This is a genomic window from Enterobacter sp. Li2LvB3 (assembly GCF_056156645.1).
Genome location: NZ_JBSICG010000003.1, coordinates 42394 through 68111 on the forward strand (window position 1 = coordinate 42394; position 25718 = coordinate 68111).

21 protein-coding genes and 1 other RNA gene are annotated in these 25718 nt (G+C 55.1%); 12 read left to right on the top strand and 10 right to left on the bottom strand.

From position 1 onward, the window contains the following. Position 1: 1 nt before the first annotated feature. The 7 genes from ihfA (at position 2) to selO (ending at position 5775) form a co-directional block, all read left to right on the top strand. Positions 2–301 carry an integration host factor subunit alpha gene (gene ihfA / locus ACS603_RS03175; RefSeq protein WP_003857805.1) on the top strand — a complete coding sequence of 100 codons (300 nt, stop codon included), beginning with the start codon at positions 2–4 and terminating at the stop codon, positions 299–301. Between the two features lie 101 nt (positions 302–402). After that, positions 403–1383 carry a vitamin B12 ABC transporter permease BtuC gene (btuC, locus tag ACS603_RS03180; protein ID WP_474943816.1) on the top strand — a complete coding sequence of 327 codons (981 nt, stop codon included), beginning with the start codon at positions 403–405 and terminating at the stop codon, positions 1381–1383. A gap of 35 nt (positions 1384–1418) precedes the next feature. Further along, positions 1419–1970 carry a glutathione peroxidase gene (locus tag ACS603_RS03185; RefSeq protein ID WP_182060711.1) on the top strand — a complete coding sequence of 184 codons (552 nt, stop codon included), beginning with the start codon at positions 1419–1421 and terminating at the stop codon, positions 1968–1970. After that, positions 1970–2725, top strand: a complete 756-nt coding sequence (btuD, locus tag ACS603_RS03190) for a vitamin B12 ABC transporter ATP-binding protein BtuD (RefSeq protein WP_474943749.1) — start codon at positions 1970–1972, stop codon at positions 2723–2725. The genes ACS603_RS03185 and btuD overlap by 1 nt, the downstream gene beginning before the upstream one ends. Positions 2726–2798: 73 nt before the next feature. Continuing rightward, positions 2799–3263, top strand: coding sequence for a C40 family peptidase (locus tag ACS603_RS03195; RefSeq protein WP_014069907.1), 465 nt, complete (start codon positions 2799–2801; stop codon positions 3261–3263). A gap of 294 nt (positions 3264–3557) precedes the next feature. Continuing rightward, positions 3558–4268 carry an EAL domain-containing protein gene (locus ACS603_RS03200; RefSeq protein WP_474943750.1) on the top strand — a complete coding sequence of 237 codons (711 nt, stop codon included), beginning with the start codon at positions 3558–3560 and terminating at the stop codon, positions 4266–4268. A gap of 64 nt (positions 4269–4332) precedes the next feature. Further along, complete coding sequence (gene selO, locus ACS603_RS03205) at positions 4333–5775, top strand: protein adenylyltransferase SelO (RefSeq protein WP_474943751.1); 1443 nt, start codon at positions 4333–4335, stop codon at positions 5773–5775. Here the strand turns inward: selO and ACS603_RS03210 are convergent. The 8 genes from ACS603_RS03210 to ppsR form a co-directional block, all read right to left on the bottom strand. Next, entirely contained in the window at positions 5772–6551 is a 780-nt protein-coding gene (locus tag ACS603_RS03210) for a heme ABC transporter ATP-binding protein (RefSeq protein ID WP_474943752.1), read from the bottom strand. The genes selO and ACS603_RS03210 overlap by 4 nt on opposite strands. After that, the gene (locus tag ACS603_RS03215) at positions 6544–7536 is read right to left on the bottom strand and encodes a FecCD family ABC transporter permease (protein WP_182060716.1); all 993 of its coding nucleotides are present in this window, start codon (positions 7534–7536) and stop codon (positions 6544–6546) included. The genes ACS603_RS03210 and ACS603_RS03215 overlap by 8 nt, the downstream gene beginning before the upstream one ends. Next, complete coding sequence (locus ACS603_RS03220; RefSeq protein WP_474943753.1) at positions 7536–8357, bottom strand: heme/hemin ABC transporter substrate-binding protein; 822 nt, start codon at positions 8355–8357, stop codon at positions 7536–7538. The genes ACS603_RS03215 and ACS603_RS03220 overlap by 1 nt, the downstream gene beginning before the upstream one ends. Then, positions 8354–9382 carry a hematinate-forming heme oxygenase ChuS gene (gene chuS, locus ACS603_RS03225; RefSeq protein WP_474943754.1) on the bottom strand — a complete coding sequence of 343 codons (1029 nt, stop codon included), beginning with the start codon at positions 9380–9382 and terminating at the stop codon, positions 8354–8356. Before chuS ends, ACS603_RS03220 begins: the two co-directional genes overlap by 4 nt. A 48-nt stretch (positions 9383–9430) precedes the next feature. Next, positions 9431–11416: a TonB-dependent hemoglobin/transferrin/lactoferrin family receptor gene (locus ACS603_RS03230; protein ID WP_182060719.1), complete on the bottom strand. Its 1986-nt coding sequence runs from the start codon at positions 11414–11416 to the stop codon at positions 9431–9433. 77 nt (positions 11417–11493) lie between these two features. After that, positions 11494–11682, bottom strand: a complete 189-nt coding sequence (hemP, locus tag ACS603_RS03235) for a hemin uptake protein HemP (protein WP_182060720.1) — start codon at positions 11680–11682, stop codon at positions 11494–11496. Positions 11683–11858: 176 nt separating this feature from the next. Further along, entirely contained in the window at positions 11859–12905 is a 1047-nt protein-coding gene (gene aroH / locus ACS603_RS03240) for a 3-deoxy-7-phosphoheptulonate synthase AroH (protein ID WP_182060721.1), read from the bottom strand. A gap of 152 nt (positions 12906–13057) precedes the next feature. Further along, on the bottom strand, positions 13058–13891 hold the full coding sequence (ppsR, locus tag ACS603_RS03245) for a posphoenolpyruvate synthetase regulatory kinase/phosphorylase PpsR (protein ID WP_182060722.1): 834 nt from the start codon (positions 13889–13891) through the stop codon (positions 13058–13060). A gap of 337 nt (positions 13892–14228) precedes the next feature. Here ppsR and ppsA point away from each other — a divergent pair, with 337 nt between their 5' ends. The 3 genes from ppsA (at position 14229) to ACS603_RS03260 (ending at position 20623) form a co-directional block, all read left to right on the top strand. Next, positions 14229–16607 (top strand): phosphoenolpyruvate synthase, encoded by a 2379-nt coding sequence (ppsA, locus tag ACS603_RS03250; protein WP_182060723.1) that lies wholly within the window; start codon positions 14229–14231, stop codon positions 16605–16607. A gap of 236 nt (positions 16608–16843) precedes the next feature. Further along, positions 16844–18244, top strand: coding sequence for an MFS transporter (locus ACS603_RS03255; RefSeq protein WP_474943755.1), 1401 nt, complete (start codon positions 16844–16846; stop codon positions 18242–18244). Between the two features lie 3 nt (positions 18245–18247). Further along, a complete protein-coding gene (locus tag ACS603_RS03260) occupies positions 18248–20623 on the top strand; it encodes a glycoside hydrolase family 3 N-terminal domain-containing protein (protein WP_474943756.1) in 2376 nt (791 codons plus the stop codon). Between the two features lie 5 nt (positions 20624–20628). Here the strand turns inward: ACS603_RS03260 and rprA are convergent. Together rprA and ydiK are read right to left on the bottom strand one after the other, a co-directional pair. Beyond that, an RNA gene (gene rprA / locus ACS603_RS03265) (antisense sRNA RprA) lies at positions 20629–20736 on the bottom strand. A 196-nt stretch (positions 20737–20932) separates the two neighbouring features. Further along, positions 20933–22045 (bottom strand): AI-2E family transporter YdiK, encoded by a 1113-nt coding sequence (gene ydiK / locus ACS603_RS03270; RefSeq protein WP_474943757.1) that lies wholly within the window; start codon positions 22043–22045, stop codon positions 20933–20935. A gap of 197 nt (positions 22046–22242) precedes the next feature. Here ydiK and ydiJ point away from each other — a divergent pair, with 197 nt between their 5' ends. Both ydiJ and menI read left to right on the top strand, forming a co-directional pair. Continuing rightward, complete coding sequence (gene ydiJ / locus ACS603_RS03275) at positions 22243–25299, top strand: D-2-hydroxyglutarate dehydrogenase YdiJ (RefSeq protein WP_474943758.1); 3057 nt, start codon at positions 22243–22245, stop codon at positions 25297–25299. After that, entirely contained in the window at positions 25296–25706 is a 411-nt protein-coding gene (menI, locus tag ACS603_RS03280) for a 1,4-dihydroxy-2-naphthoyl-CoA hydrolase (protein WP_474943759.1), read from the top strand. The genes ydiJ and menI overlap by 4 nt, the downstream gene beginning before the upstream one ends. Positions 25707–25718: the final 12 nt, after the last annotated feature.

A 25718-nucleotide genomic window follows, 5' to 3' on the forward strand; every position in this document is an offset into this window, starting at 1 on the left:
TATGGCGCTTACAAAAGCTGAAATGTCAGAATATCTGTTTGATAAGCTTGGGCTTAGCAAACGGGATGCCAAAGAGTTGGTAGAGTTGTTTTTCGAAGAGATCCGTCGCGCTCTGGAAAACGGCGAGCAGGTAAAACTCTCCGGTTTTGGCAATTTTGATTTGCGAGACAAAAACCAACGTCCGGGCCGCAACCCGAAGACGGGGGAAGATATTCCCATTACAGCCCGCCGCGTGGTGACCTTCAGACCCGGCCAGAAGTTAAAAAGCCGTGTCGAAAACGCAACGCCCAAAGCAGAGTAATATGAACTAACTAAAAAGGCCGCATTCGCGGCCTTTTTTCTTTGCTCTCCTGTAAACCCACCGTAAAATCAATTACATCTCATCCTGATAAAATCATGTCTATGCCTGACTTCGCTCATCGCCAGCGCCAATACGACCTGCGCCGCTTGCTTATTCTTGTGCTGCTGCTCCTTGTTGCCGCAGCCGTCAGCCTGTGCGCGGGCGACCGGTGGCTGGGGCCGGAAAGCTGGTTTGGCGCAGACGGGCAGCTATTTGTCTGGCAAATCCGTCTGCCGCGTACCCTGGCGGTGATCCTCGTTGGTGCGGCGCTGGCGCTCTGTGGCACCATGATGCAGGCTCTGTTTGAAAACCCGCTGGCGGAGCCGGGGCTGCTGGGGGTATCGAATGGGGCCGGTGTTGGGCTGATTGCGGCGGTTATGCTGGGGGGCGGCGAGCTTTCTGCCTGGAGCGTTAGCCTGAGCGCCATTGTCGGTGCGCTAATCATTACCGTGATACTCCTGCGCTTCGCAAGACGTCATCTATCGACCAGCCGTCTGTTGCTGGCAGGGGTTGCGCTGGGGATCATTTGCAGCGCGCTGATGACCTGGGCGGTCTACTTTTCCACCTCATTTGATTTACGCCAGCTAATGTACTGGATGATGGGCGGGTTTGGCGGTGTTGACTGGCGTCAGGGATGGCTGATGGTATTGCTTATCCCGGTGATAACCTGGGCGTGCTGCCAGGCGCAACCACTGAACATCCTTGCACTGGGCGAAACCTCTGCCCGTCAGCTCGGCATGTCGATGAACTTATGGCGCAATGTGCTGGTCATTGCCATTGGCTGGATGGTAGGGGTGAGTGTGGCGCTGGCCGGCGCGATTGGTTTTATTGGCCTTGTCATCCCGCACATGCTACGACTTTGCGGAGTCACGGACCATCGCACGTTACTCCCAAGCGCGGCCATAGCCGGTGCGGCGACGCTGCTGGTAGCTGACATTATCGCCAGGCTTGCACTGACTGCCGCTGAATTGCCAATTGGTGTGGTAACCGCCACGCTAGGCGCGCCAGTATTTATCTGGCTACTATTAAAAGCCGGACGTTAAATCTACCCAACCACGGGATAAACTGAGGGGATGCTATGCAGTACGATATTCTGAATACCGAAGTGACCACCATTGACGGCGAAAAGACAACGCTTGAGGGCTACAAGGGCAAAGTTTTGCTGCTGGTGAATGTGGCCTCTAAATGTGGCCTGACGCCGCAGTACGAGCAGCTTGAAGCGCTGCAAAAAAACTGGGAGAACGAAGGCTTTACCGTGCTTGGGTTCCCTTGCAATCAGTTCTTGGGGCAGGAGCCGGGCAGCGAAGAAGAGATCAAAACATTTTGCAGTACCACCTATGGTGTGACCTTCCCGCTGTTCAGCAAGATTGATGTCAATGGCGAGCACCGTCATCCTCTGTATGAAAAACTGGTTTCTGCTGCACCGACCGCAGTTGCCCCGCAGGGCAGTGGTTTCTACGAGCGTATGGCCAGTAAAGGACGTGCGCCGCTCTACCCGGACGATATCCTGTGGAACTTTGAAAAATTCCTGATAGGCCGTGATGGAGAGGTTGTACAGCGTTTCTCACCGGATATGACGCCGGAAGACGCCGTAGTGACTGACGCGATTAAAAAGGCGCTGGCTCACTAATGACCTTGCTGATGCAGCTTACGGATGTGGCTGAAAAAGGACGTCTTGAGCCGATGAGCGCTGCAATCAATGCAGGAGAGATCCTGCATCTTGTGGGGCCGAATGGCGCAGGAAAGAGCACGCTGCTGGCGCGCATCGCGGGGCTGACCAGCGGACAAGGCGAGATAACCCTGCTGGGGCACTCTCTTGCCGAATGGTCACCTGTGTCACTGGCGCACCGGCGGGGTTATTTAGTGCAACAGCAAGTCCCGCCGTTTGCGATGCCGGTCTGGCACTATCTTACGCTGCATCTGCATGATAAAAGCCACACAGCGCTTCTCGAAGAGGTGGCGGCGGCATTGGGCTTAGAGGACAAACTGTCGCGAAATGCCAGCCAGCTTTCTGGCGGCGAGTGGCAACGTGTGCGTCTGGCGGCCGTTATTCTTCAAATCCATCCGGCAGGCAATCCTCATGGATGTTTGCTGTTGCTGGACGAGCCAATGAGCAGCCTGGATGTCGCTCAACAGGCTGCGCTCGACAACATCCTGAGCTCACTTTCCCGTGCGGGTATCGCTGTGATCATGAGCAGCCACGACCTGAACCATACGCTACGCCATGCCCACCGGGTATGGCTGCTGGCTCGGGGGAAAATGATTGCCAGCGGCGCGCGGGATAGCGTACTGACGCCTCCTCATCTGGCCAGCGCCTATAACATGCATTTTCGCAGACTGGATATCGAAGGACATAAGATGCTGATTTCCACGACTCAGGAGTAACCGTTTCTTGCGCGGTTGCACAATTGCACGCTAAATTACGAAAAGAACAATAAAAGCAGAGGATTCGTCTGAAATGCGATTCTGGTTTCTCCTTGCAGCGGCGTTATTTCTTGCGGGATGCAGTAGCCATCGAGCACCGCCACCAAATGCGCGATTGTCTGATTCCATTACGGTCATTGCCAGCCTTAACGATCAGCTGAGCAACTGGCGCGGTACGCCGTATCGTTACGGTGGGATGAGCCGTGGTGGTGTGGATTGCTCGGGTTTTGTGCTCATGACGTTTCGCGATAAGTTTGATTTACAGCTGCCACGTGAAACGCGTAAACAGGCTGAAATCGGCACTGAAATTGATAAGGACGATTTACTGCCTGGCGACCTCGTATTTTTCAAAACAGGCTCGGGTGAAAGCGGCCTTCATGTTGGCATTTATGATACGGATAACCAGTTCATTCATGCCTCAACCAGTCGCGGGGTGATGCGTTCATCTCTCGATAATGTTTACTGGCGCAAAAATTTCTGGCAAGCCAGGCGTATTTAGCAACGTTGAACATGTCAGTTTCCTGGCGCGCACTGGCTAAAAAAACGCGCCTGAGTTTCAGATATATGTTGATTAAAGTTAAATTCATGCCGAATTAATTATGTCTGTATGTGTCTGTTTTATCTAAAACTGGCTATTAACGAGTAACCAGGATAAGATTATTTTAGATTCAGGGATAAATCTGAAAATTAATACGGAACTAATGAAATTAATCTTATTAAAATCAATACAGTGGAATTGTGTCAGCAATTGCTCCAGGATGTCCTCTATCATCTTTAAAGCGGGGCGAGCGCAATGATTATCACGTTAGATAATGCTTACCAGTCTGATTTTTTACTTTGCCCTGCACGTAATAGTGCCGGGGAACTTAAAGCTTTAGAAATTATGGTTAACTTTGTTGGCGTGGATACAAACGTACGAATCCCCACTGAACTTGTTATCCCACATCTTTCACCTACGGAAGAGCTCGCGCTGTTTCAGGAAAAACTGCAACTGCTCGCGACATGCAAACTGTTCTTTATTCAGCATCAACTTATTGCATGGATTAATATTACACCTGCAATTGTTGAGTTTTTATTAACAAATGAAAACGCTGTTTCAATAATCGAACGTTTCCCATTTCTGGAGTTTACCGTTAATGAGAATTATCCGGGTTTAAATAACGGGAAGGACGATCTGGAGATGGCAAGGATGGCGATCCGTTATCCGCTGGCGCTGGCCAATTTTGGTGCCGGGGCCGCTTCGCTGAAGCCTGTTTATGACGGTTTGTTTAAACGTGTGATCATCGACAGAAGCTTTATTCAACAGCGCGTAACCGAGTTGTCATTTGAGCCATTTATGCGTGCGATCCTCTGGCAAATAACACCACACTGCAAGTCGGTGATTGTGGCAGGTATCGATGACCACGGAACATTGCAGCGCGTGATGCCATTTGAGTTCGGCGCAATGCTGGGCGCACTCTGGCCTGCAGTCACGGCGGAACATGTCACCCAGCTTGTTCAGTGATAACCCTTGTTTTCGCCCGTGTTTAAGTCCAGGTAAACCCTCTACACTAAAAGCAGGAGGACTTATGACCCTGTCTTTTACTGCACACTGGCATGACGAGTTGCCCGGCTTTTATACCGCGCTCAATCCAACCCCATTACAAAATGCCCGATTGATCTGGCATAACGACCTGCTTGCCGATACGTTGGGCGTTCCGGCTGCGTTATTCCAGCCTTCCGAAAGTGCTGGCGTCTGGGGCGGCGAAACGCTGCTCCCAGGCATGAAACCCCTGGCCCAGGTTTACAGCGGACACCAGTTTGGCGTCTGGGCGGGTCAGTTGGGTGATGGCAGAGGCATTTTGCTGGGTGAACAACAACTTCCCGATGGACAATCATTCGACTGGCATCTGAAAGGTGTGGGTCTTACCCCGTATTCCCGGATGGGCGATGGCCGCGCGGTGCTGCGCTCAACCATTCGCGAGTGTCTGGCGTCGGAAGCGATGCACGCGTTGGGGATCCCCACCACACGGGCATTATCAATCGTGACTAGCGACACGCCTGTCGCGCGAGAAACGATGGAGCAGGGGGCGATGCTGATGCGCGTTGCGCAAAGCCACCTGCGTTTTGGCCATTTCGAACATTTCTATTATCGTCGTGAGCCGGACAAGGTCCGCCAGCTTGCTGATTACGCCATTCGCCGCCACTGGCCCGCATTGCAGGACGAGGAGGATAAATACCGCCTCTGGTTCTGTGATGTGGTGGCGCGCACCGCGTCGATGATCGCCCGCTGGCAAAGCGTGGGGTTTGCGCATGGCGTGATGAATACCGATAACATGTCCATCCTGGGGCTGACCTTTGACTATGGCCCGTACGGCTTCCTTGATGATTATCAGCCGGGTTATATCTGTAACCACTCCGATTACCAGGGGCGATACAGCTTCGACAACCAGCCGGCGGTAGGGCTGTGGAATTTGCAGCGCCTTGCGCAATCCTTATCACCGTTTATCGATGTTGATGCCCTCAACGATGCGCTCGATACCTATCAGGAGGTTCTGCTGCGCGAATACGGGGTATTAATGCGCGGGAAACTGGGGCTGGTAACACAAGAGAAGGGCGACAACGACATCCTGAACGGGCTTTTCTCGCTGATGGCGCGTGAGGGCAGTGATTACACCCGTACCTTCCGGATTCTGGGCCAGACGGAGCAGCACAGCAGCGCTTCTGTGCTGCGCGATGAGTTCATCGACCGCCCGGCTTTTGATGACTGGTACCGGCAGTATCGTGAGCGTTTGCAGCGCGAAAATGTGGATGATGCAACCCGTCAGGCGCAAATGAATGCGGCTAACCCGGCGATGGTCTTGCGCAACTGGCTGGCGCAGCGGGCGATTGAACAGGCAGAGCAGGGCGAATACGCGGAGCTGCATCGGTTGCACTCGGCGTTGCGTACACCTTTTGCCGACAGGGATGATGATTATGTCAGCCGCCCACCTGACTGGGGCAAGCGGCTGGAAGTCAGTTGCTCAAGCTAAGGGGTGAGAAAAACCTGCGGTGCGTGGTGAGCCGGATGCTTGCCGACGTGAACCTGCGCGCCATACCAGCGCGCCAGCGTGTCGGCCTGCAAGACCAGTTCCGGCGTGCCGTGGGAAACTATCTGCCCGTTATGTAATAACACGACCCGATCCGCCCACAGCGCGGCGAGATTCAGGTCGTGCAGAACAACACAAACGTGTAATTTTCCCCGGCCGGTTAAGGTTTTCAACAGACGCAGCAGGTGCTGCTGGTGGTAAAGATCCAGCGCCGAGGTTGGCTCATCCAGAAACAGCCAGCCGCCTGGCTCGTCGTCACACCACAACTGCGCCAGCGCGCGGGCAAGCTGCACGCGCTGCTGTTCTCCCCCTGACAACGCTGCGAACTGCCGCCCGGTGAGCGGTAAACAACCCGTTATCTGCATCACCTCACGCACCAGCGCTGCTTCAGGATGACGTGTCCAGGGCGCGCGCCCCATTCCCACTACGGCTTCTACAGGCCAGTCAAAGCCAAGCTGTGTCTGCTGTCGCATCACTGCCCGGCGACGCGATAATGTTTCCGGGTGCCATGCGTGAAGGGGTTTTCCGGCCAGTAAGCATTGCCCGCTTGTAGGTTTGAGATAACCCGTGAGCAGGCGCAATAACGTCGATTTCCCTGCGCCGTTAGGGCCAATCAGCGCCACCAGCTCACCCCGGGGTAACGAAAGGGATACGTCATTAATCAGGGTGCGGTGAGGCACGCTGAAGGTGAGATTTTCAGCGCTAAAACAATCAGCCATGCTGGCCTCCCCGACGGAAAATAAGCCACAGGAACCAGGGCGCGCCAAGAATGCTGGTCAGTAGCCCAACCGGCATTTCCGCCGGAGCAACCAGGGTTCGCGCAACCGTATCGGCAATCAACAGTAAAAATGCCCCTGCCAGCACGGAACCGGGGATCACCGCCCGGTGATCGGCGCCGAGCCACATTCGAATCAGATGCGGCACCACCAGCCCGACAAAGCCGATAACGCCACTGATGGCAACGGCCGCAGCCACCAGCAACGCGCTGCACAGCAGTAAAACGCGCTGAACGACCTTCACATCGACCCCGAGATAATGCGCCTCTTCTTCACCCAGTTGCAGCAGATTGAGCGCAGTCGCAAGGCGCCAGATAATCCATACCGTGGGTACCATCAGCGAGGTCACGGCCAGAAGCGTTGACCACTGGGCCTGCCCAAGGCTGCCCATTCCCCACAACGACAGCTGGCGAAGCTGGGCATCGTTACTGATCCAGGAAAGTACCCCCACCGCCGCGCCGCACAGCGCGTTGATGGCAATGCCCACCAGCAGCAGCCGCGACAGTGAGCTTTCCCGCTGCTGACTGAGCAGGAAAATCACCACGGTTGCCGCCAGCGCACCGAGAAATGCCGCGAGCATGGGCGCGTATAACATCACCAGGGCCGGCAGTGAAAGCGGGATAACCACCCACAGCGCAACGGCCAGCGCAGCACCACTGCTAATCCCAAGCAGGCCCGGGTCAGCAAGTGGATTGCGAAAAAGCCCCTGCATCACACAGCCCGCCAGCGCCAGCGAACCACCAATCACCAGTGCCAGCAGCACGCGGGGCAGACGGATGGTAAGCCAGATCTGACGAAGCGCGTCATCGCTGTTATTCCACAGCAGGCTTACCGGCAGACGCAACGCGCCAAAACCGGTTGCCAGAAGCGTCATCACCAGCAGCGCCATGGCCAGCATACACAGTGCGAGTGTGATACGCCGGGTCATCAGGGCAGTAGCTCTGCTTTAGTGCGCAACTGCTGAATGGCCTGTGGCGTGCGCACGCTGAAGCCCAGCAGCGCCATATCATCAATAGCCAGCACCTGCTTGTTACGCCCTGCCGGTGTCTGCGCCAGACCTGGCAGCTTCCACAGATTCTCTTCACCGCCGAGCGCTTTCACGCCGTCTTGCGAAATAACAACCAGATCGGGCTGGCTTGCGATAACCCCTTCCTGAGAGAGTGGCTGATAGCGGGTGAAGCCCTGCATGGCATTCTGCAACCCTGCGGCGCGAATGGCGGCATCGGCCCCGGTCTGTTGTCCTGCCGCCATTGCGGTCATGCCGCCATGGTTGAGGATAAACAGCACACGCGTGTTAAGCGGTGTCGTGGGCAGTGCCGCTAACGCCTGACGCAGCTTGCCGCGCAGGATCTCGCCCTGTGCCTGCTGGTGAGTGGCTTGCGCAATCACCCGGACTTTTTCATCAATCACGCTCAGGTCATTGCTGCCGGGTACGGTGACGACTTTCACATGGCTTTGTTCGACCTGCTCTAAGGCAAGAGAAGTCTGTGCCTGCGCGCTTGCCAGCACCAGCGTCGGGCGCATGGATAAAATCCCTTCGGCATTAAGCTGGCGCAAATACCCCACATCCGGCAGGTCGTTTGCCGCCTGCGGCCACTGGCTGGTGCTGTCGCGTGCGACCAGCGACGATTGCGCACCCAGCGCATAGACAATCTCCGTGACATCGCCGCCGAGCGTGACCACTCTCTCAGGCGTGGCGGCAAACGCTACCAGCGGTAAGGCGCTGAGCAGGGCGAACCATTTTTTCATGCGGCCAGCCCTTTTGGTGTCAGGGCATCAATCTGGCTGCGCCACTGGCTTTGTTCAGGTTCACCTTCGGTACGCTGACCATACAGCTGTGCGATTTGTGTACCGTCGGCGGCAAACAGCTCCAGGCTGGTCACATGGCCGTCAGCGGTGGGTTTGCGGGTCACCCAGGTTTCGGCGATGGTCTCTTCCAGCAGATGCAGGGTAAAGGCTGGATTAAAGATGTTCAGCCAGCCTTTCATCGGTACCCATTTTTCCACTGCGCCGGTGAAGATCTGCACGCAGCCGCGGTTGCCGACAAATACCATAATTTCGTTGCCGTCCTGGTGAGCAGTATCCAGCAGTTGCGCCAGCGCGCGGTTATCGACCTTGCACGCCAGATCGTCACCCACCAGGCGGAAGGCCTGCTGGCGGGACAGATTATGGCGTTTCAGCAGGGTAAAGAACTGATGGACGTCGGTCATGGCGCGCCACTCTTTATCCACGAGAGCACCGTCGGCGTTTTCAGCATGAACAGGCAGTTCAGCGGCTTTCAGTGCCAGAGGTGGGTTATCGGCAAAGATAAAGCGTGTGAGCACATCCCCCCATGCAGAGACGTCAGTATTATCAGTGGTGTACACCTTCAGCAGCGCGTCGCCCTGATGGTCGAAGAACTGGATGCTCTGACGTTCACCACGGGCAGTGGTTTCGCTGATATGGAACACGCTCGCCCACTGGTTCAGGAACAGACGTAAATCCAGCGCACGCGGATTCAGCACCAGCCCGGCGTGGCCGTTGAGGTGCTGGTTGGTGAAGGCGCCAACCTGCTCGTGAACGGCATATTCGTTGCGGCAGATGCACTTGGTTTCACCCACGGTTTCCAGTGCGCCTAAGATCTCACGAATTTCTCCGTGTAGCCGCCATGCATCATGTCCCACGCGTGCAAAGGTCAGCTCGGCTTCACTGATATTCATCAGGCCTGCGATGTCACGCGCGTACTTACCCGGGTTTTCTTTTTTTAGCTCAAGCCAGCGTGTGTAGTGATTCATTGTCTCTTCCTTTCTTAATATTTGCCCCGGCGAGCCGGGGCGAGGGGATTACCACTGATAACTCACGAAAATCTTACCGTTACGGCCATCCTGCGGGATACCCTGCGGCGACCAGTACTCTTTATCAAAGGCGTTACCCAGCACCAGCGTGGTGGTTACCCCTTTCAGCTGCTCCTGGCCCTTATAGCTCACGTAGAAATCGTTGACCGCGTAGCCGGGTTGTTCGCTGTAGCTGCTGCTGATATGCGTTGAACGATCGGCAAATGTGCCGATCCAGCCCACAGAGAATCCGCTTTGCGCCACCGGGATGTCCAGCTTGCTGGTGACGGTATCCGGGTTGATGCTGGAGATGTATTCGCCGGTGTCGGTGTCTTTACCGCGTGTACGGTTATAAGCCATATCCAGGCTGAACAGGTCGGCGGAGTATTTCGCCATCACGTCCCAGCCCCAGATTTTGGCGTTTGGCACGTTATAGGACATGGTCGTCGCGGCAGCAAAATCGACGGTGGTTGAGATGTAGTCTTTGGCTTTGGTGTCGAAGTAGCTGGCTTTGAATTCCAGCGCATCGCTCGCCAGCATCAGGTTGTCAAAGCGCAGGCCAAATCCGTACTCCTGGGTTTCGTTGGTTTCCGGGCGCAGGTTCGGGTTTGGCACCCAGTAGTTAGTGTAGAAACTGCCGATGGAGAAGTGCTTCGCATCGTTGTACATCTCACCCATTGTCGGGGCACGGAATGCCTGGGCGTAAGAACCGAACAGCATCAGCCAGTCTGCTGGGCTTACTGTTAACCCCGCGCGGGATGACCACTGGTCGGCATCCACATCGTCATAACCATCACTGCTGCCGCGATAGTTGTCATAACGCGTTCCGCCGAGGATCGTCACAGGCAGGTCACGCAGGGTGATTTCGTCCTGTAGCCAGCCGGAGCTGAAGTCAATTTTTGCGTCCGGGAAACCGGTGGCTACGCCACCCGGGTTCTGCTCCTGGCGGTAGTATTCGCCGCCGTAGGTGAGCAGGTGCGATGCGAAAGTATCAGAGAACAGACGAGTTCGGTTTTCAACCTTCCCACCTTTGGTGGTCTGCTTGCGAAATTCGCCCGAGCCACCAACGTTCTGAGCATTAATGCGCGCTTCCGACCAGTAGACTTTTGCATCGGCATTGAGCCAGTCGTTGCCTTCCGGGGCAATGTTGTAGCCGAGCTGGGCATCCCGCTGGATGGTGGAACGGTCAGTCATTGGGTTGCTGGAATCGCTGGCTTCAGAAGTTTGCGGATTTTTTGGCTCCTGCGCCGCATTGTTGTAGTAGCGCAGCGAGCCGCTCAGTGTCTGGGCGGTGTCGATTTTCCAGCTGCCTTTCGCCAGCATATTGCTGATGGATTCATCGTTTGGTGCGGTCGTGCCGTCGCTCTGGCGAATATCCCCGCGATCGCGGCTTGACCAGGCGACTAAGCCATCCAGGGTATCGGTGCGGCCATAGGCGCTCGCCCCCATCCCGATACTGTGATCGCCTGTCGCCCCTGTCCCGAATACGCGATAACCGCTGTTTTTGCCCTGCTCCAGCAGGTCTTTGGCATCGGCGGTGTCATAGGAAATCACGCCACCCAGCGCACCACTGCCGTACAGCAGGGCAGACGGGCCGCGAACCACTTCAATGCGCTTAATCAACGCCGGATCCAGGAAAGTGCTGTTGAGGTGACCTGTGTCGGTGCCCTGGCGTACACCATCAACCAGCACTAACACACCGCGACGATCGTAACCGCGCAGGTTGACATCCTGGCCGTTAGTACGTCCGGTGCCGTCGAGCGTCAGCCCCGGGACTTTGCGCAGCAGGTCTGCGGCGGAGCTGGCGGTTTGATTTTCCGGGGCGGTAGCGTCAATCACGCTCACCATCATCGGGGCTTCAAAGGCACTGCGGGCATTACCGGTCGCGGTAACGGTAATATCATCTGCGGCAGCAAACGCGGCACCCGGCAGGGTGCTGACAATGGCCAGCGCCAGAAGTGATGGACGCAAAGACGCGGAATGCAGGTGTGGCATAGCAACTCTCCATTAAGAATCGAAAGCGCTGGCTGCCTGGGGATCACCTGGGTGGCTGGCGTATTTTTTTGAGTAATTTATTTAGTCAGGATCAGTTTTCCGGCATGGGTCTGGCGCAGCAGGTAGTGCTGGCCGTCATGCTCGATAATGACCCGCCCCTCATCACCCAGCAGACTTTTGCTGTCAATACGGCGGTCGTCAGGAGAGGGGGAAGGCGCTGTGTGTGTTTTTACAGGCGTAGCCGGGGTGTTATCCATACGTGACATAATGTTTACAAATAATAATCAATGTAACAATGATAATCATTATCAACAAAGTCAAAATTCACAGCAAGCCTTTTTGTGAAAAATTTGTGACGGGATCAAATTTGAGGGGAGAAGGGGGCGGTCTGGTGCCCTCACTCCGGCCCTCTCCCACAGGGAGAGAGGGAAGGGCTATAACATCAAAAACGTGAGTCCACCGCAGCCGCCAGTTTCTCCAGCAGCAGCTCGCTGTCTTCCCAGCTCAGACACGGGTCGGTAATCGACTGGCCGTAAACGATCGGCTGGCCAGCCACCACTTTCTGCGTCCCTTCCTTGAGGAAACTTTCAGCCATAATCCCGGCCACGGCCGTCGAGCCACTGCGGATCTGCTGACAAACCTCATCGCACACGTCCAGCTGGCGGCGATGCTGTTTCTGGCAATTGCCGTGGCTGAAGTCCACCACCAGGTGTTCTGGCAGATCAAACTCGGCCAGCGTTTCACAGGCGGCAGCGATATCTTCTGCGTGGTAATTCGGTTTTTTGCCACCGCGCATAATGATATGGCCGTACGGATTACCGCTGGTCTGGTAAATGGTCATATGGCCGTTTTTATCCGGCGAGAGGAACATATGGCTGGCGCGGGCCGCGCGGATTGCATCAACCGCGATGCGGGTATTGCCGTCGGTGCCGTTTTTAAACCCAACCGGGCAGGAGAGGGCAGACGCCATTTCGCGGTGGATTTGGCTTTCAGTGGTCCGCGCGCCGATCGCGCCCCAGCTGATAAGGTCGGCAATAAATTGCCCGGTCACCATATCGAGGAATTCGGTCGCGGTAGGGACACCCAGTTCATTGACCTGCAACAGCAGCTTACGCGCCAGCTCAATACCGTGATTCACGCGATAACTGCCGTTCAGGTCAGGGTCTGAAATCAGCCCTTTCCAGCCGACAACGGTGCGTGGTTTTTCAAAGTAGGTACGCATCACGATTTCCAGGCGATGCTGGTGCTTATCACGCAGAACCTGAAGTCGTTTGGCGTAATCCATCGCGGCATCCAGGTCGTGAATGGAGCAAGGGCCGATGATCACCAGAAGACGGCGGTCTTCACCATTCAGGATTTTTTCAATACGACGGCGGGAGGCCGTGACATGTTCCGCAACGCCTGCGGAAACAGGGTGTCGCACCGCCAGCTCAGCCGGGGTAATCAGGCTATCAATACGCGCAGTGCGGAGTTCGTCGGTTTTATTCATGGAATATCTCAGAAAATTTTTGCTTCATCGGCAGACTACCGGGAAGTGATGGGCATCACCTTAAACCAATCCCTGCTGATTTCAAGTTCGGGGCGAAGCCGCCCCGATGATGTGCAGAATGATACCTTAATCTGGATTAATGTACTAGCATATTAGTACATGCGACGACTCAGTCCCATGATATCGAGGATTTTGGTAGCGATTTCTTCTACCGAATAGTTGGTGCTGTTAAGCCACGGGATCTGGTTTTTCCGGTACAGCGCTTCAACTTCTGAGACTTCCATACGGCACTGGCGCATTGAGGCGTAGCGGCTGTTCTCGCGGCGTTCCTCACGGATAGCGGCCAGGCGTTCCGGGTTTATTGTCAGGCCAAACAGCTTATGTTGCAGTGGCTTAAGCGCAGCGGGTAAAACCAGGTTATCCATATCGTCGGCAATAAAGGGGTAGTTTGCCGCACGGATCCCAAACTGCATGGCCAGGTACAGGCTGGTCGGGGTTTTACCGCAGCGTGATACGCCAAGCAGGATCACCTGCGCCTGATCGAGATTACGCAGGGAGATGCCGTCATCGTGAGCCAGGGTGTAATCAATGGCCGCGATACGGGCATCGTACTTGATCAGGTTTCCAGGGTTAAGGCCGTGGGTGCGGTGGGCAATCGGCGTGGGATCAAGCTTCAGTTCACCCTGCAGCGGGGCTACCAGGGCCTGCACGATGTCCTGACAAAACCCTTCACTTTGCAGAATGATCTGACGAATTTCTGGGATCACAATGGAATAGAAGACCAGCGGACGCACGCCCGATTGCTGGTAGATGGCGTCAATCTGGTCTTTCACGGCTTTTGCGCGACTTTCATTTTCCACAAACGGCAGCGTGATGCTGTTGATGGAAACCGGGAACTGCGACATGACCGCATGTCCCAGCACTTCGGCGGTAATCGCCGTACCATCAGAAATATAAAAAACGTGGCGATCGACAGCATTATCCATTTTTCTCACCCTGAATATCGGACCTAATTGACTGAAAGCATAAATTAAAAAAGTAAAATACAACAGAGAGGGAATCGTCTTAATTATAAATGAAACGGTATTTTTAATTTTAATGAAAAGTGGATTTCATTTTTTGAAAAACCGATATAAACCGAACATTTTTGTGGGAATCCATTGGAATCATTGAGTTAGAGGTTGATGGGAAAGTATCCGAAAAAATAAAAAATAAAGTTGCTTACACGATTCACCGTTTTTTTCACGACAACAAATATGCGAGGATAAATACGCATTAAGGTGTTTCTTAATCCCGTTCAAATATCACAAAAGGATTGTTTCGATGTCCAACAATGGCTCGTCACCGCTGGTGCTTTGGTATAACCAACTCGGCATGAATGATGTAGACAGAGTTGGGGGCAAAAATGCCTCCCTTGGTGAAATGATTACTAACCTGTCCGGTATGGGTGTCTCCGTACCGAATGGGTTTGCCACTACCGCCGAAGCGTTTGACCTGTTTCTTGATCAAAGCGGTGTAAACCAGCGCATTTACGAACTGCTGGATAAAACGGATATCGATGATGTTGCTGAGCTTGCGAAAGCCGGCGCACAGATCCGCCAGTGGGTCATCGACACACCTTTCCAGCCGGAACTGGAAAAAGCGATTCACGACGCGTACGACCAGCTTTCCTCTGACGATGCGCAGGCCTCGTTTGCGGTACGCTCTTCTGCCACTGCAGAAGATATGCCGGATGCCTCCTTCGCCGGTCAGCAGGAAACCTTCCTCAACGTGCAGGGCTACGATGCCGTGCTGGTGGCGGTGAAGCACGTGTTTGCTTCCCTGTTCAACGACCGCGCCATTTCGTATCGCGTGCATCAGGGCTATGACCACCGTGGCGTGGCGCTCTCGGCAGGCATTCAGCGCATGGTGCGCTCTGATGTCGGCTCATCCGGCGTGATGTTCTCCATTGATACCGAATCCGGCTTCGACCAGGTGGTATTTATCACCTCTGCGTGGGGTCTGGGTGAAATGGTGGTGCAGGGTGCGGTTAACCCCGACGAATTCTACGTGCACAAACCAACGCTTGCGGCAAACCGTCCGTCTATCGTGCGCCGCACCATGGGGTCGAAAAAGATCCGCATGATTTACGCCCCGACTCAGGAGCACGGCAAGCAGGTTAAAATTGAAGACGTGCCGCAGGAACAGCGCGACCGCTTCTCTCTGACCGATGCCGAAGTGCAGGAACTGGCGAAGCAGGCAGTGCAGATTGAGAAACACTATGGCCGCCCGATGGATATCGAGTGGGCCAAAGACGGCAACACCGGAAAGCTATTTATCGTGCAGGCGCGACCGGAAACCGTCCGCTCTCGTGGTCAGGTGATGGAGCGCTATACGCTTCATGCGCAGGGCAAAGTGATTGCTGAAGGCCGTGCCATCGGTCACCGTATTGGTGCAGGCCCGGTGAAAGTTATCCAGGATATCAGCGAGATGAACCGCATTCAGCCGGGTGATGTCCTCGTCACCGACATGACCGACCCGGACTGGGAACCGATCATGAAGAAGGCTGCGGCTATTGTTACCAACCGTGGTGGCCGTACCTGCCATGCGGCGATCATCGCCCGTGAACTGGGTATCCCGGCGGTTGTTGGCTGTGGTGATGCGACCGAACGCATGAAGGATGGCGAGAACGTGACCGTCTCCTGTTCGGAAGGCGATACCGGTTATGTCTATGCCGAGCTGCTGGACTTCAGCGTGAAAAGCTCCAGCGTGGATACCATGCCGGATCTGCCGCTGAAGATCATGATGAACGTGGGTAACCCGGACAGGGCGTTTGACTTCGCCTGCCTGCCAAACGAAGGTGTTGGCCTGGCGCGTCTGGAATTCATCATCAACCGTATGATTGGCGTGCACCCGCGTGCACTGCTGGAGTTCGACGATCAGGACGCGAAACTGCAAAACGAAATTCGCGAAATGATGAAAGGCTACGACTCGCCGAAAGAGTTCTACGTTGGCCGCCTGACCGAAGGGATCGCGACGCTGGGGGCTGCGTTCTATCCGAAACGCGTCATCGTGCGTTTGTCTGACTTCAAATCTAACGAATACGCCAACCTGGTGGGCGGCGAGCGTTATGAGCCAGAAGAAGAGAACCCGATGCTGGGCTTCCGTGGTGCCGGACGTTATGTGTCTGACAGCTTCCGTGACTGCTTCGCGCTGGAGTGCGATGCGGTGAAACGCGTGCGCAACGATATGGGGCTGACCAACGTTGAAATCATGATTCCGTTCGTGCGTACCGTGGCGCAGGCCAAAGCGGTGGTGGAAGAGCTGGCGCGTCAGGGTCTGAAGCGTGGTGAAAACGGACTGAAGCTCATCATGATGTGCGAAATTCCGTCCAACGCCCTGCTGGCTGAGCAGTTCCTGGAGTACTTCGACGGTTTCTCTATCGGTTCAAACGATATGACGCAGCTGACTCTGGGTCTTGACCGCGATTCTGGCGTGGTTTCCGAGCTGTTCGATGAGCGTAATGACGCGGTAAAAGCGCTGCTGTCAATGTCCATCAAGGCGGCGAAGAAACAGGGCAAATACGTCGGGATTTGTGGTCAGGGTCCATCCGACCATGAAGACTTTGCCGCCTGGCTGATGGAAGAGGGGATCGACAGTCTTTCCCTGAACCCGGACACTGTGGTGCAAACCTGGCTGAGCCTGGCCGAACTGAAAAAGTAATGTCGTAATCCCTGTATGCTGAAAGGTGAGGATATTAATCCTCACCTTTTTTATTTCCCCGCTGACATGCTCCCCGTCACAAATAAAGCAAAAAACCAAATATCATAATTTGTCTGTTAATTTAGACAATTGTTAGCGCGCAAAGCGTTGCTAATACTTGAGCCTTAACTGCGCATTACCCTACATGGTGTGCAACTGGTTGAAATACGTTTTAACCTGATAAAAGGCCCATAAAAATGAACATCTCTCCTGTCTTACGTACGAAAGATAAAATAGGTTACGGTTTAGGTGATATGGCCAGCGCGCTGGTCTGGCAAACCGCAACATTATTTCTTGCCTATTTTTATACGGATGTATTTGGTTTGCCGGCAGCAATAATGGGAACCATGTTTTTAGTGGTGCGCGTGGTTGATGCCTTTGTCGATCCTTGTATTGGCGCGCTGGTGGATCGCACGCAAACCCGTCATGGCCGCTTTCGCCCGTGGCTGTTGTGGTTTGCCATTCCTTTTGGCGTGAGTTGCCTGATTACGTTCTATGTTCCCGATGTAGGGGCCACGGCGAAAATCACTTATGCCTGCGTGACTTATACCATCCTGAGTCTTATCTATTCGGCCATTAATGTGCCCTATTGCGCGATGCCCGGAGCGCTAACCCTTGACCCGCGTGAACGCCATTCGCTGCAATCCTGGCGCTTTGGTTTGTCCTTTATCGGCGGTCTGATTGTCACGGTTATTGCCCTGCCGCTGGTGGCAAAACTGGGTGATGGCAATGTGCAGAAAGGCTATTTCTACGCCATGAGTTTAATGGGGCTATTAGGCATCGTTTTATTTTTCTGCTGTTTTATGATGACCCGCGAGCGTTATTCTCCCCGCAGCGATACTTCCGGTTCGATGCTTACCGATTTAAAACGCCTGGCGGGAAATAGCCAGTGGCGGATAGTGTTTGTGTTTAATATTTTATTGCTGACCGCAGTGGTTACGCGCGGCTCGGCAACCCTGTATTACGTTAACTATGTATTGGTGCGCCCGGAACTGGTTTTCGCCTTTATTGTTTCCGGTATGGTGGCCTCTCTCAGTGGGGCATTATTGTCTGAACGGTTATTGGGTAAATTCGACCGGGTTCGGGCTTATCAGTGGACGATTATCACCTTCGTTGTATTCGGCGCACTTATTTTCTTCCTGCCGCCGTCACAGGTCTGGCTGATATTCGGCCTGAACATTATCTTCAGCTTTATTCAAAACCTGACCACGCCGCTGCAATGGACCATGTTCTCTGATGTGGTGGACTACGAAGAGCATCGTAGTGGCCGTCGACTGGATGGGCTGGTGTTTTCCACCGCGCTGTTTGCCATCAAATTTGGCCTTGCACTGGGTGGCGCTGTGGTGGGCTGGGTGCTGGGCATGGTGGACTATGTGCCGGGCCAGGCCATACAGGCTCCGCATGTGCTGAGCACCATCAACGCACTCTTTACCCTGATCCCCTGCGCGTTGTTCATTGGTATGGTCGCGCTGCTCACCGTTTACAAACTCAATAGCCGACTGGTTGACACTATTGCCCGCGAACTTGCCAGCAAGCGCCAGGCGCGCCCGGACGCGGAAGCACTCAACCCGGCACTTCATCATGTAATCAAGGAGTAAAATATGACTGCAATCTATAAGGATGCGGGGCGTCCCGTGCAGGAACGCGTGGCGGATTTACTGGCCCGTATGACGCCAGAAGAAAAATTTGCCCAGATGCACGCGTACTGGCTGATCCTCGACGAACACGGCAACCATCGCGAGCGGACGGATTTGAGTGATGAGTTTGCGGGCGTCAGCGAGCAGGCAGCGCTGGGCGAGAGGCTGAAGCTGGGTGTCGGGCAGATAACCCGGCCATTGGGTACGCATATTGTTGACGCCAGAACGGGCGTGCGGGCGGCAAACCGCTTGCAGCGAATGATGATGGAAGAGACGCGGCTTGGCATTCCGGCGCTGTTCCACGAGGAGTGCCTGGTCGGCTTGCTCTGTAAGGACGCCACTTTGTTCCCCTCATCGCTGAACTATGGTTCAAGCTGGGACCCGGAGCTCGTCAGGCGTGCCGCAGAGCACATTGGTGCCGAGGCCCGCTCAGTCGGCTGTCAGCAGGGGCTGGCACCGGTACTGGATGTCTCGCGCGATGTCCGCTGGGGGCGTACCGAAGAGACGTTTGGTGAAGACCCGTGGTTAGTAGGCGTGATGGCCAGCGCCTATGTGGAGGGATTACAGGGAGAAAAACGCGACCTGCTGGCCACCCTGAAACACTATGTGGGCCACTCGTTCAGCGAAGGAGCGCGTAACCATGCGCCTGTGCATCTGGGATTCAGCGAGCTGAATGATACCTTCCTGCTGCCATTCGAAATGGCGGTAAAGCTCGCTCACGCAGGGTCGGTGATGCCTGCTTATCACGATATCGACAACCAGCCAGGCCACAGCGACAGCTTCCTGCTGACAACGGTGCTGCGTGAGCAGTGGGGTTTTGACGGCATTATCGTTGCCGATTACGGTGGCGTGAGCCTTCTGCATCAGCACCACGGTATTTCGCATGATGCGGCTGAATCGGCAGCGCTGGCGTTTAATGCCGGGCTGGACGTTGAGCTACCAAAAGATGACTGCGCGCGCCATCTGGCACAGGCGGTTGAACGTGGGCTTATCACCATGGCGAAAGTGGATGAAATCGTAGGCCGCGTACTGACCGAGAAATTCCGTCTTGGGCTGTTTGAAAAACCTTATGCCGATGAAAATGCCATTGATCTGCAAAATGACGCCACCCGGCAGGTTGCGCGCGAGGTAGCGACCCGTTCGCTAACCTTGCTTGAGAATAACGGCATTCTGCCGCTCAGCGGAAAACCGCGTGTGGCGGTGGTGGGGCCAACGGCGGACGATCCGCTGGCATTGCTGAGCGGTTATAGCTTCCCGGTGCACTTAATCATCAGCGATATGGTGGAAGAAACCTCGCAAGTGACGACACCGCGCGCGGCGCTTGAGCACTACCTGGGGGCATCGCAGGTCCGTTATGCCAAAGGCTGTCACATCATCGAAAAACGCATGGCGGGCGCGCCAGTCTTCCCGGGCGACAGCGGCGGGAAACCGATGCAGCAATCCCCGGTTTCACACAGTACCGCCCTTATTCCCGAGGCCGTACGCGCGGCACAAGAGAGTGATGTGGTGGTGGCCTGTGTCGGGGATCTTGCCGGATTGTTCCAGAGCGGTACCGTCGGGGAAGGTTCCGACACGGACTCCCTGAACCTGCCTGGGGTGCAACAGCAATTGCTGGAAGCGCTTGTCGCAACAGGTAAACCGGTAGTGGTGGTGATGACCGGGGGCCGGCCGTACAACCTGCAAGGCCTGGAGGACAAGGTCGCGGCATTTATGCTGGCCTGGGCACCCGGACAGGAAGGCGGCTGGGCGATTGCCGATGTGCTGACCGGCCGTGCAGAGCCGCAGGGCAGGCTGGTGGTCAGCGTGCCGAAAAGCGCGGGGGCAACGCCGTATTACTACAACCACAAACTCAAAAGCGGCGGCACGCCATTTGCGTTTCACTTTGGCTCGCGTTATCCCTTCGGATTTGGTCTGGGCTGGAGCAAATTTGGCTTAAGCAACCCGATTCTGGCATCAAATAAGATTGATATTACAGGGGAAGTGACCCTGAGTATTGATGTGATCAACAGCAGCGAACGCAGCGGCAGCGAAGTGGTGCAGATTTACGTACGCGATAAAGTGGCAAGCCAGGTGCGCCCTTTGCAGGAGCTGAAAGCCTTCCAGCGGGTGACGCTCTCACCCGGAGAGACAACCCGGCTGACCTTCACGTTGCCGGTCGATATGTTCAACTTCACCCGCCGTGATGGTAAGCGAATTGTCGAGCCGGGCGAGTTTGAGCTACAGATCGGCACGTCATCGGCAGATATTCGCGAGGTGGTCACGGTGAATGTCACGGGTGAGACGCGGGTGTTGCCTGCCGACTGGCGGATGCTAAGTCATTGTGAGGCGAAGAACGTTTGAGAAGGATAAAAAAAAGCCCATCGTGGGAGATGGGCAAAGACTACACACAGCAATTCGTTGTTTCACTCAGGGGATTTCCATGCTTATAAATCAAGGTGTTGATTTATAACCGTGAGCTAATAGTAGGCATTGAGGTTTTTTGCGTCGATCAGATTCGTCTCAATAGTTAAAGAGACGTAAAGATTTTTTGAGGTGAATGACAGAGTTACAGGCGATGTAGCCGGTCTGACCAGTGAAATGATTAATGATGTTTAAGTATTACGAGGAAATCAGGCCGGGTAAGCGCAGCGCCACCCGGCGATACCGTTATTACCTGTTTTTGTCTTCCCGCTCTTCCAGTTCGCTGAGGATCTCGTCGGGGTCGGTGCCTGGTGGTGGCACTTCATGCACCCAGGCAGAGAACAGTCGCCAGGTGACAGCCAGCAGCACCGGGCCAATAAACAGACCAATCATGCCGAATGCAATCAACCCGCCGATAACGCCAGACAGGATCAGAATCAGCGGCAGATCCGCACCCATACGAATAAGTATTGGGCGAATGACGTTATCCATCGTACCGACCACGCAACTCCAGACCAGCAGAACGGTACCCCAGGTGGTATCCCCGGTCCAGTAGAGCCAGATAATGCAGGGGATCAACACCAGCAATGGCCCCAGTTGCGCAAGGCAGGTCATTATCATGATGACGGTAAAGATAGTGGCGTATGGCACACCAGAAATCGCAAGACCGATACCACCCAGAACGGCCTGAACCAGCGCCGTCACCACCACACCCAGCGCAACGGCACGTACGGCCTGAGCCGCCAGCAGGATAGCCGCATCACCACGTTTACCGGCCAGACGGGTGGCAAAATGTCGCACACCCAGTGCAACCTGCTCACCACGCCAGTACAGCAGGGCGCTAAAGGCCAGCATCAGCGTACAGTGCATCATAAAGCGACCAATGTGCGCGGCCTGGCCGACAAACCAGGTCGTCGTGGTGCCAATATAGGGGCGTACTTTCGCCATCAATGCGCTGCCGCCCATCTCCAGCAGGCCGTGCCAGCCGCTGTACAGTTTTGAACCCATCACCGGAATACTGTTCAGCCAGGCAAGGTCCGGCAGCGTCATGTCGCCAGTGCTGATGGCGCGAATAACCGGGCCGCTGGTATCAACCAGGCTATTAACCAGTAAGGCAATGGGAATAATAAACAGCAGGAACAACAGTAAGGTCATGACCAGTACGGCAAGCGCACGGCGGCCAAACAGCAGTTTCTGTAAACGCAACAGTAATGGCCAGGTGGCGACGACTACTGTACTGGCCCAGGCGAAGCCGAGCACAAAAGGCTGAACAATCCACAGACACGCAATAATCATGATTGCCAGAAACAGCACTGACAGCAGAATTTGCGCAACATCCCTCGGCTGACGAAGATTGACCATAAATGAAACTTTCCTTTGATAACACCAGCCAGGCTGGCGAGAACATGAAACCGCGTCACTCTAATCATTAGTGATTTCAGCGATTTTTGACAGGCAGATTCTGCATGTAATTCTGCTGAGCGTATAAGAAAAAAATGTGATAAAACTTTCCAGACACAACGCAAACGATTTCACACCTCTAATTAGGGTCGACCGTAATGATCCCACAGATTTCTCAGGCACCTGGCGTCGTTCAGCTGGTGCTTAATTTTTTGCAGGCACTGGAGCAACAGGGTTTTACAGGTGATACCGCCACAAATTATGCCGACAGGCTAACAATGGCGACCGATAACAGTATCTACCAGCTTCTTCCCGATGCAGTCGTCTTTCCCCGCTCGACGGCAGATGTGGCATTAATTTCCCGTCTGGCGGCGCAGGAGCGCTTTACTTCCCTGGTGTTCACCCCGCGTGGCGGCGGCACCGGCACAAACGGCCAGGCGCTTAATCAGGGCATCATCATTGATATGTCCCGCTATATGAACCGCATTATTGAAATCAACCCTGAAGAGGGCTGGGTGCGTGTTGAAGCGGGTGTTATCAAAGATCAGCTCAATCAGTATTTAAAACCCTATGGCTACTTTTTCGCACCGGAGCTGTCTACCAGTAACCGTGCGACCATTGGCGGGATGATCAACACTGATGCGTCCGGACAGGGGTCGCTGGTGTATGGCAAAACCTCCGATCATGTGATGGGCGTCCGCGCGGTACTGCTGGGTGGCGACATCCTTGATACTCAGCCAATGCCCGTTGCGCTGGCCGAAACGCTGGGCAAAGATAACACCGCCAGCGGGCGAATTTATCGCACCGTACTGGAACGCTGTCGCGACAACCGTCAGTTGATCCTCGATAAATTCCCCAAACTGAACCGCTTCCTGACGGGCTACGATCTGCGTCATGTGTTTAACGATGACCTGACCCAGTTCGATTTGACCCGCATTCTGACCGGTTCGGAAGGCACGCTGGCATTTATTACCGAGGCGCGTCTGGATATCACCCGGCTGCCGAAGGTCCGCCGTCTGGTCAATGTGAAATACAACTCTTTCGATTCTGCGCTGCGCAATGCGCCGTTTATGGTTGACGCGCGGGCGCTGTCGGTTGAAACCGTCGACTCAAAAGTGCTTAACCTGGCGCGGGAAGACATTGTCTGGCACTCCGTGAGCGAACTGATCACCGACGTGCCGGATAAAGAGATGCTTGGCCTGAACATCGTTGAATTTGCAGGCGATGACGCCGAATTGATTGAAAGCCAGGTGTCGACGCTCTGTCAGCGCCTGGACGAGCTTATCGCCAGAGGTGAGGGCGGGGTCATTGGCTGGCAGCTGTGTAACGACCTTTCCGGTATCGAGCGTATCTATGCGATGCGTAAAAAAGCGGTGGGATTACTGGGCAATGCCAAAGGCGCCGCTAAACCTATCCCGTTTGCGGAAGACACCTGCGTACCGCCGGAGCATCTGGCTGATTATATTGTTGAGTTCCGCGCATTGCTGGATAGCCACGGGCTGAGCTACGGCATGTTTGGCCACGTAGACGCCGGGGTACTGCACGTGCGCCCGGCTCTGGATATGTGCGACCCGCAGCAGGAGATCCTGATGAAACAGATCTCCGATGACGTCGTTGCGTTAACGGCAAAATATGGCGGCCTGCTGTGGGGCGAACACGGCAAAGGCTTCCGCGCCGAATACAGCCCGGCGTTTTTCGGTGAGCAACTGTTCGGGGAACTGCGCAAAGTCAAAGCGGCGTTTGACCCCGATAACCGCCTTAACCCGGGCAAGATTTGCCCGCCAGAAGGTGTGGATGCGCCGATGCTGCGCGTGGATGCGGTAAAACGCGGCACTTATGACCGGCAAATTCCTATCGCCGTACGCTCATCCTGGCGCGGTGCAATGGAGTGTAACGGTAACGGTCTGTGCTTTAACTTCGACGCGAAAAGCCCGATGTGTCCGTCGATGAAAATCACCAGTAACCGTATTCATTCGCCAAAAGGGCGTGCAACCCTGGTACGCGAATGGCTGCGTCTGCTGGCCGATCGCGGTGTCGATCCGCTGAAGCTGGAAAGTGAGCTACCGGAAAAAGCGGCCAGCCTGCGCACGCTTATCGAACGCACGCGGAACAGCTGGCACGCCCGGAAAGGCGAATATGATTTCTCTCATGAAGTCAAAGAAGCCATGTCCGGTTGCCTGGCCTGTAAGGCCTGTTCGACCCAGTGCCCGATTAAAATCGACGTCCCGGAATTCCGTTCGCGTTTCCTGCAACTTTACCACACGCGCTATCTGCGCCCGGTGCGCGATCACCTGGTCGCCACGGTGGAAAGCTATGCACCACTGATGGCGCGAGCGCCTAAGACGTTCAACTTCTTTATCAATCAACCGCTGGTACGTAAGCTCTCCGAAAAACATATCGGCATGGTGGATCTGCCGTTGCTGTCGACGCCATCGTTACAGCGTCAGCTGGTGGGGCATCGTTCTGCAAACATGACCCTGGAGCAGCTTGAAGCGCTAAGCGCAGAGCAAAAAGCCAACGTGGTACTGGTGGTGCAGGACCCGTTCACCAGCTACTACGATGCGCAGGTCGTGGCCGATTTTGTCCGTCTGGCTGAAAAAATCGGTTATCAGCCGGTGGTGCTGCCATTCTCGCCAAACGGTAAGGCGCAGCACATTAAAGGCTTCCTGAACCGCTTTGCGAAAACCGCACAGAAAACGTCGGACTTCCTTAACCGTGTTGCGACGCTGCGGATCCCGATGGTCGGCGTCGATCCGGCGCTGGTGCTCTGTTATCGCGATGAGTACAAGCAGACGCTTGGCGAAAAACGCGGGGATTTCCACGTTATGCTGGTGCATGAATGGCTGCCTGCGGCGTTGCAAAAAACAGCGACCAAAGAGGTCAGCGGTGAGTCATGGTATCTGTTTGGACACTGTACCGAGGTGACGGCATTGCCGGGGGCACCTGGACAATGGGCCTCTATTTTCGCCCGCTTCGGTGCGAAGCTGGAGAGCGTCAGCGTTGGGTGTTGCGGCATGGCGGGAACCTACGGGCATGAAGTAAAAAATCATGAAAACTCACTTGGGATCTACGAGTTGTCATGGCATCAGGCCATGCAACGTTTACCGCGCAACCGTTGCCTGGCGACGGGTTACTCCTGTCGCAGCCAGGTGAAACGCGTTGAAGGTAACGGCGTACGCCATCCATTGCAGGCTTTACTGGAGATTATGGGATGATCTGGAAACGAGCAGTGACGCTTCAGGCGCTCAATGCTATGGGCGAAGGGAATATGGTGGGCTTGCTGGATATCCAGTTTATCCGCATTGGTGAAGATTCGCTGGAAGCGACCATGCCTGTCGATAGCCGCACGCATCAGCCGTTTGGCCTGCTTCACGGTGGTGCCTCGGTGGTGCTGGCTGAAACGCTTGGCTCAGTCGCAGGCTATTTGTGTACCGAAGGGGAACACAAAGTGGTGGGGCTGGAAGTGAACGCCAACCATATTCGCTCTGTTCGCAGTGGACGCGTGCGCGGTGTCTGCCGTGCATTGCACGCAGGCAGCCGTCATCAGGTGTGGCAGATTGATATTCTGGACGAGCAGGAACGGCTGTGCTGCTCATCGCGTCTGACGACGGCGGTGGTGTAACGCATGTAAACA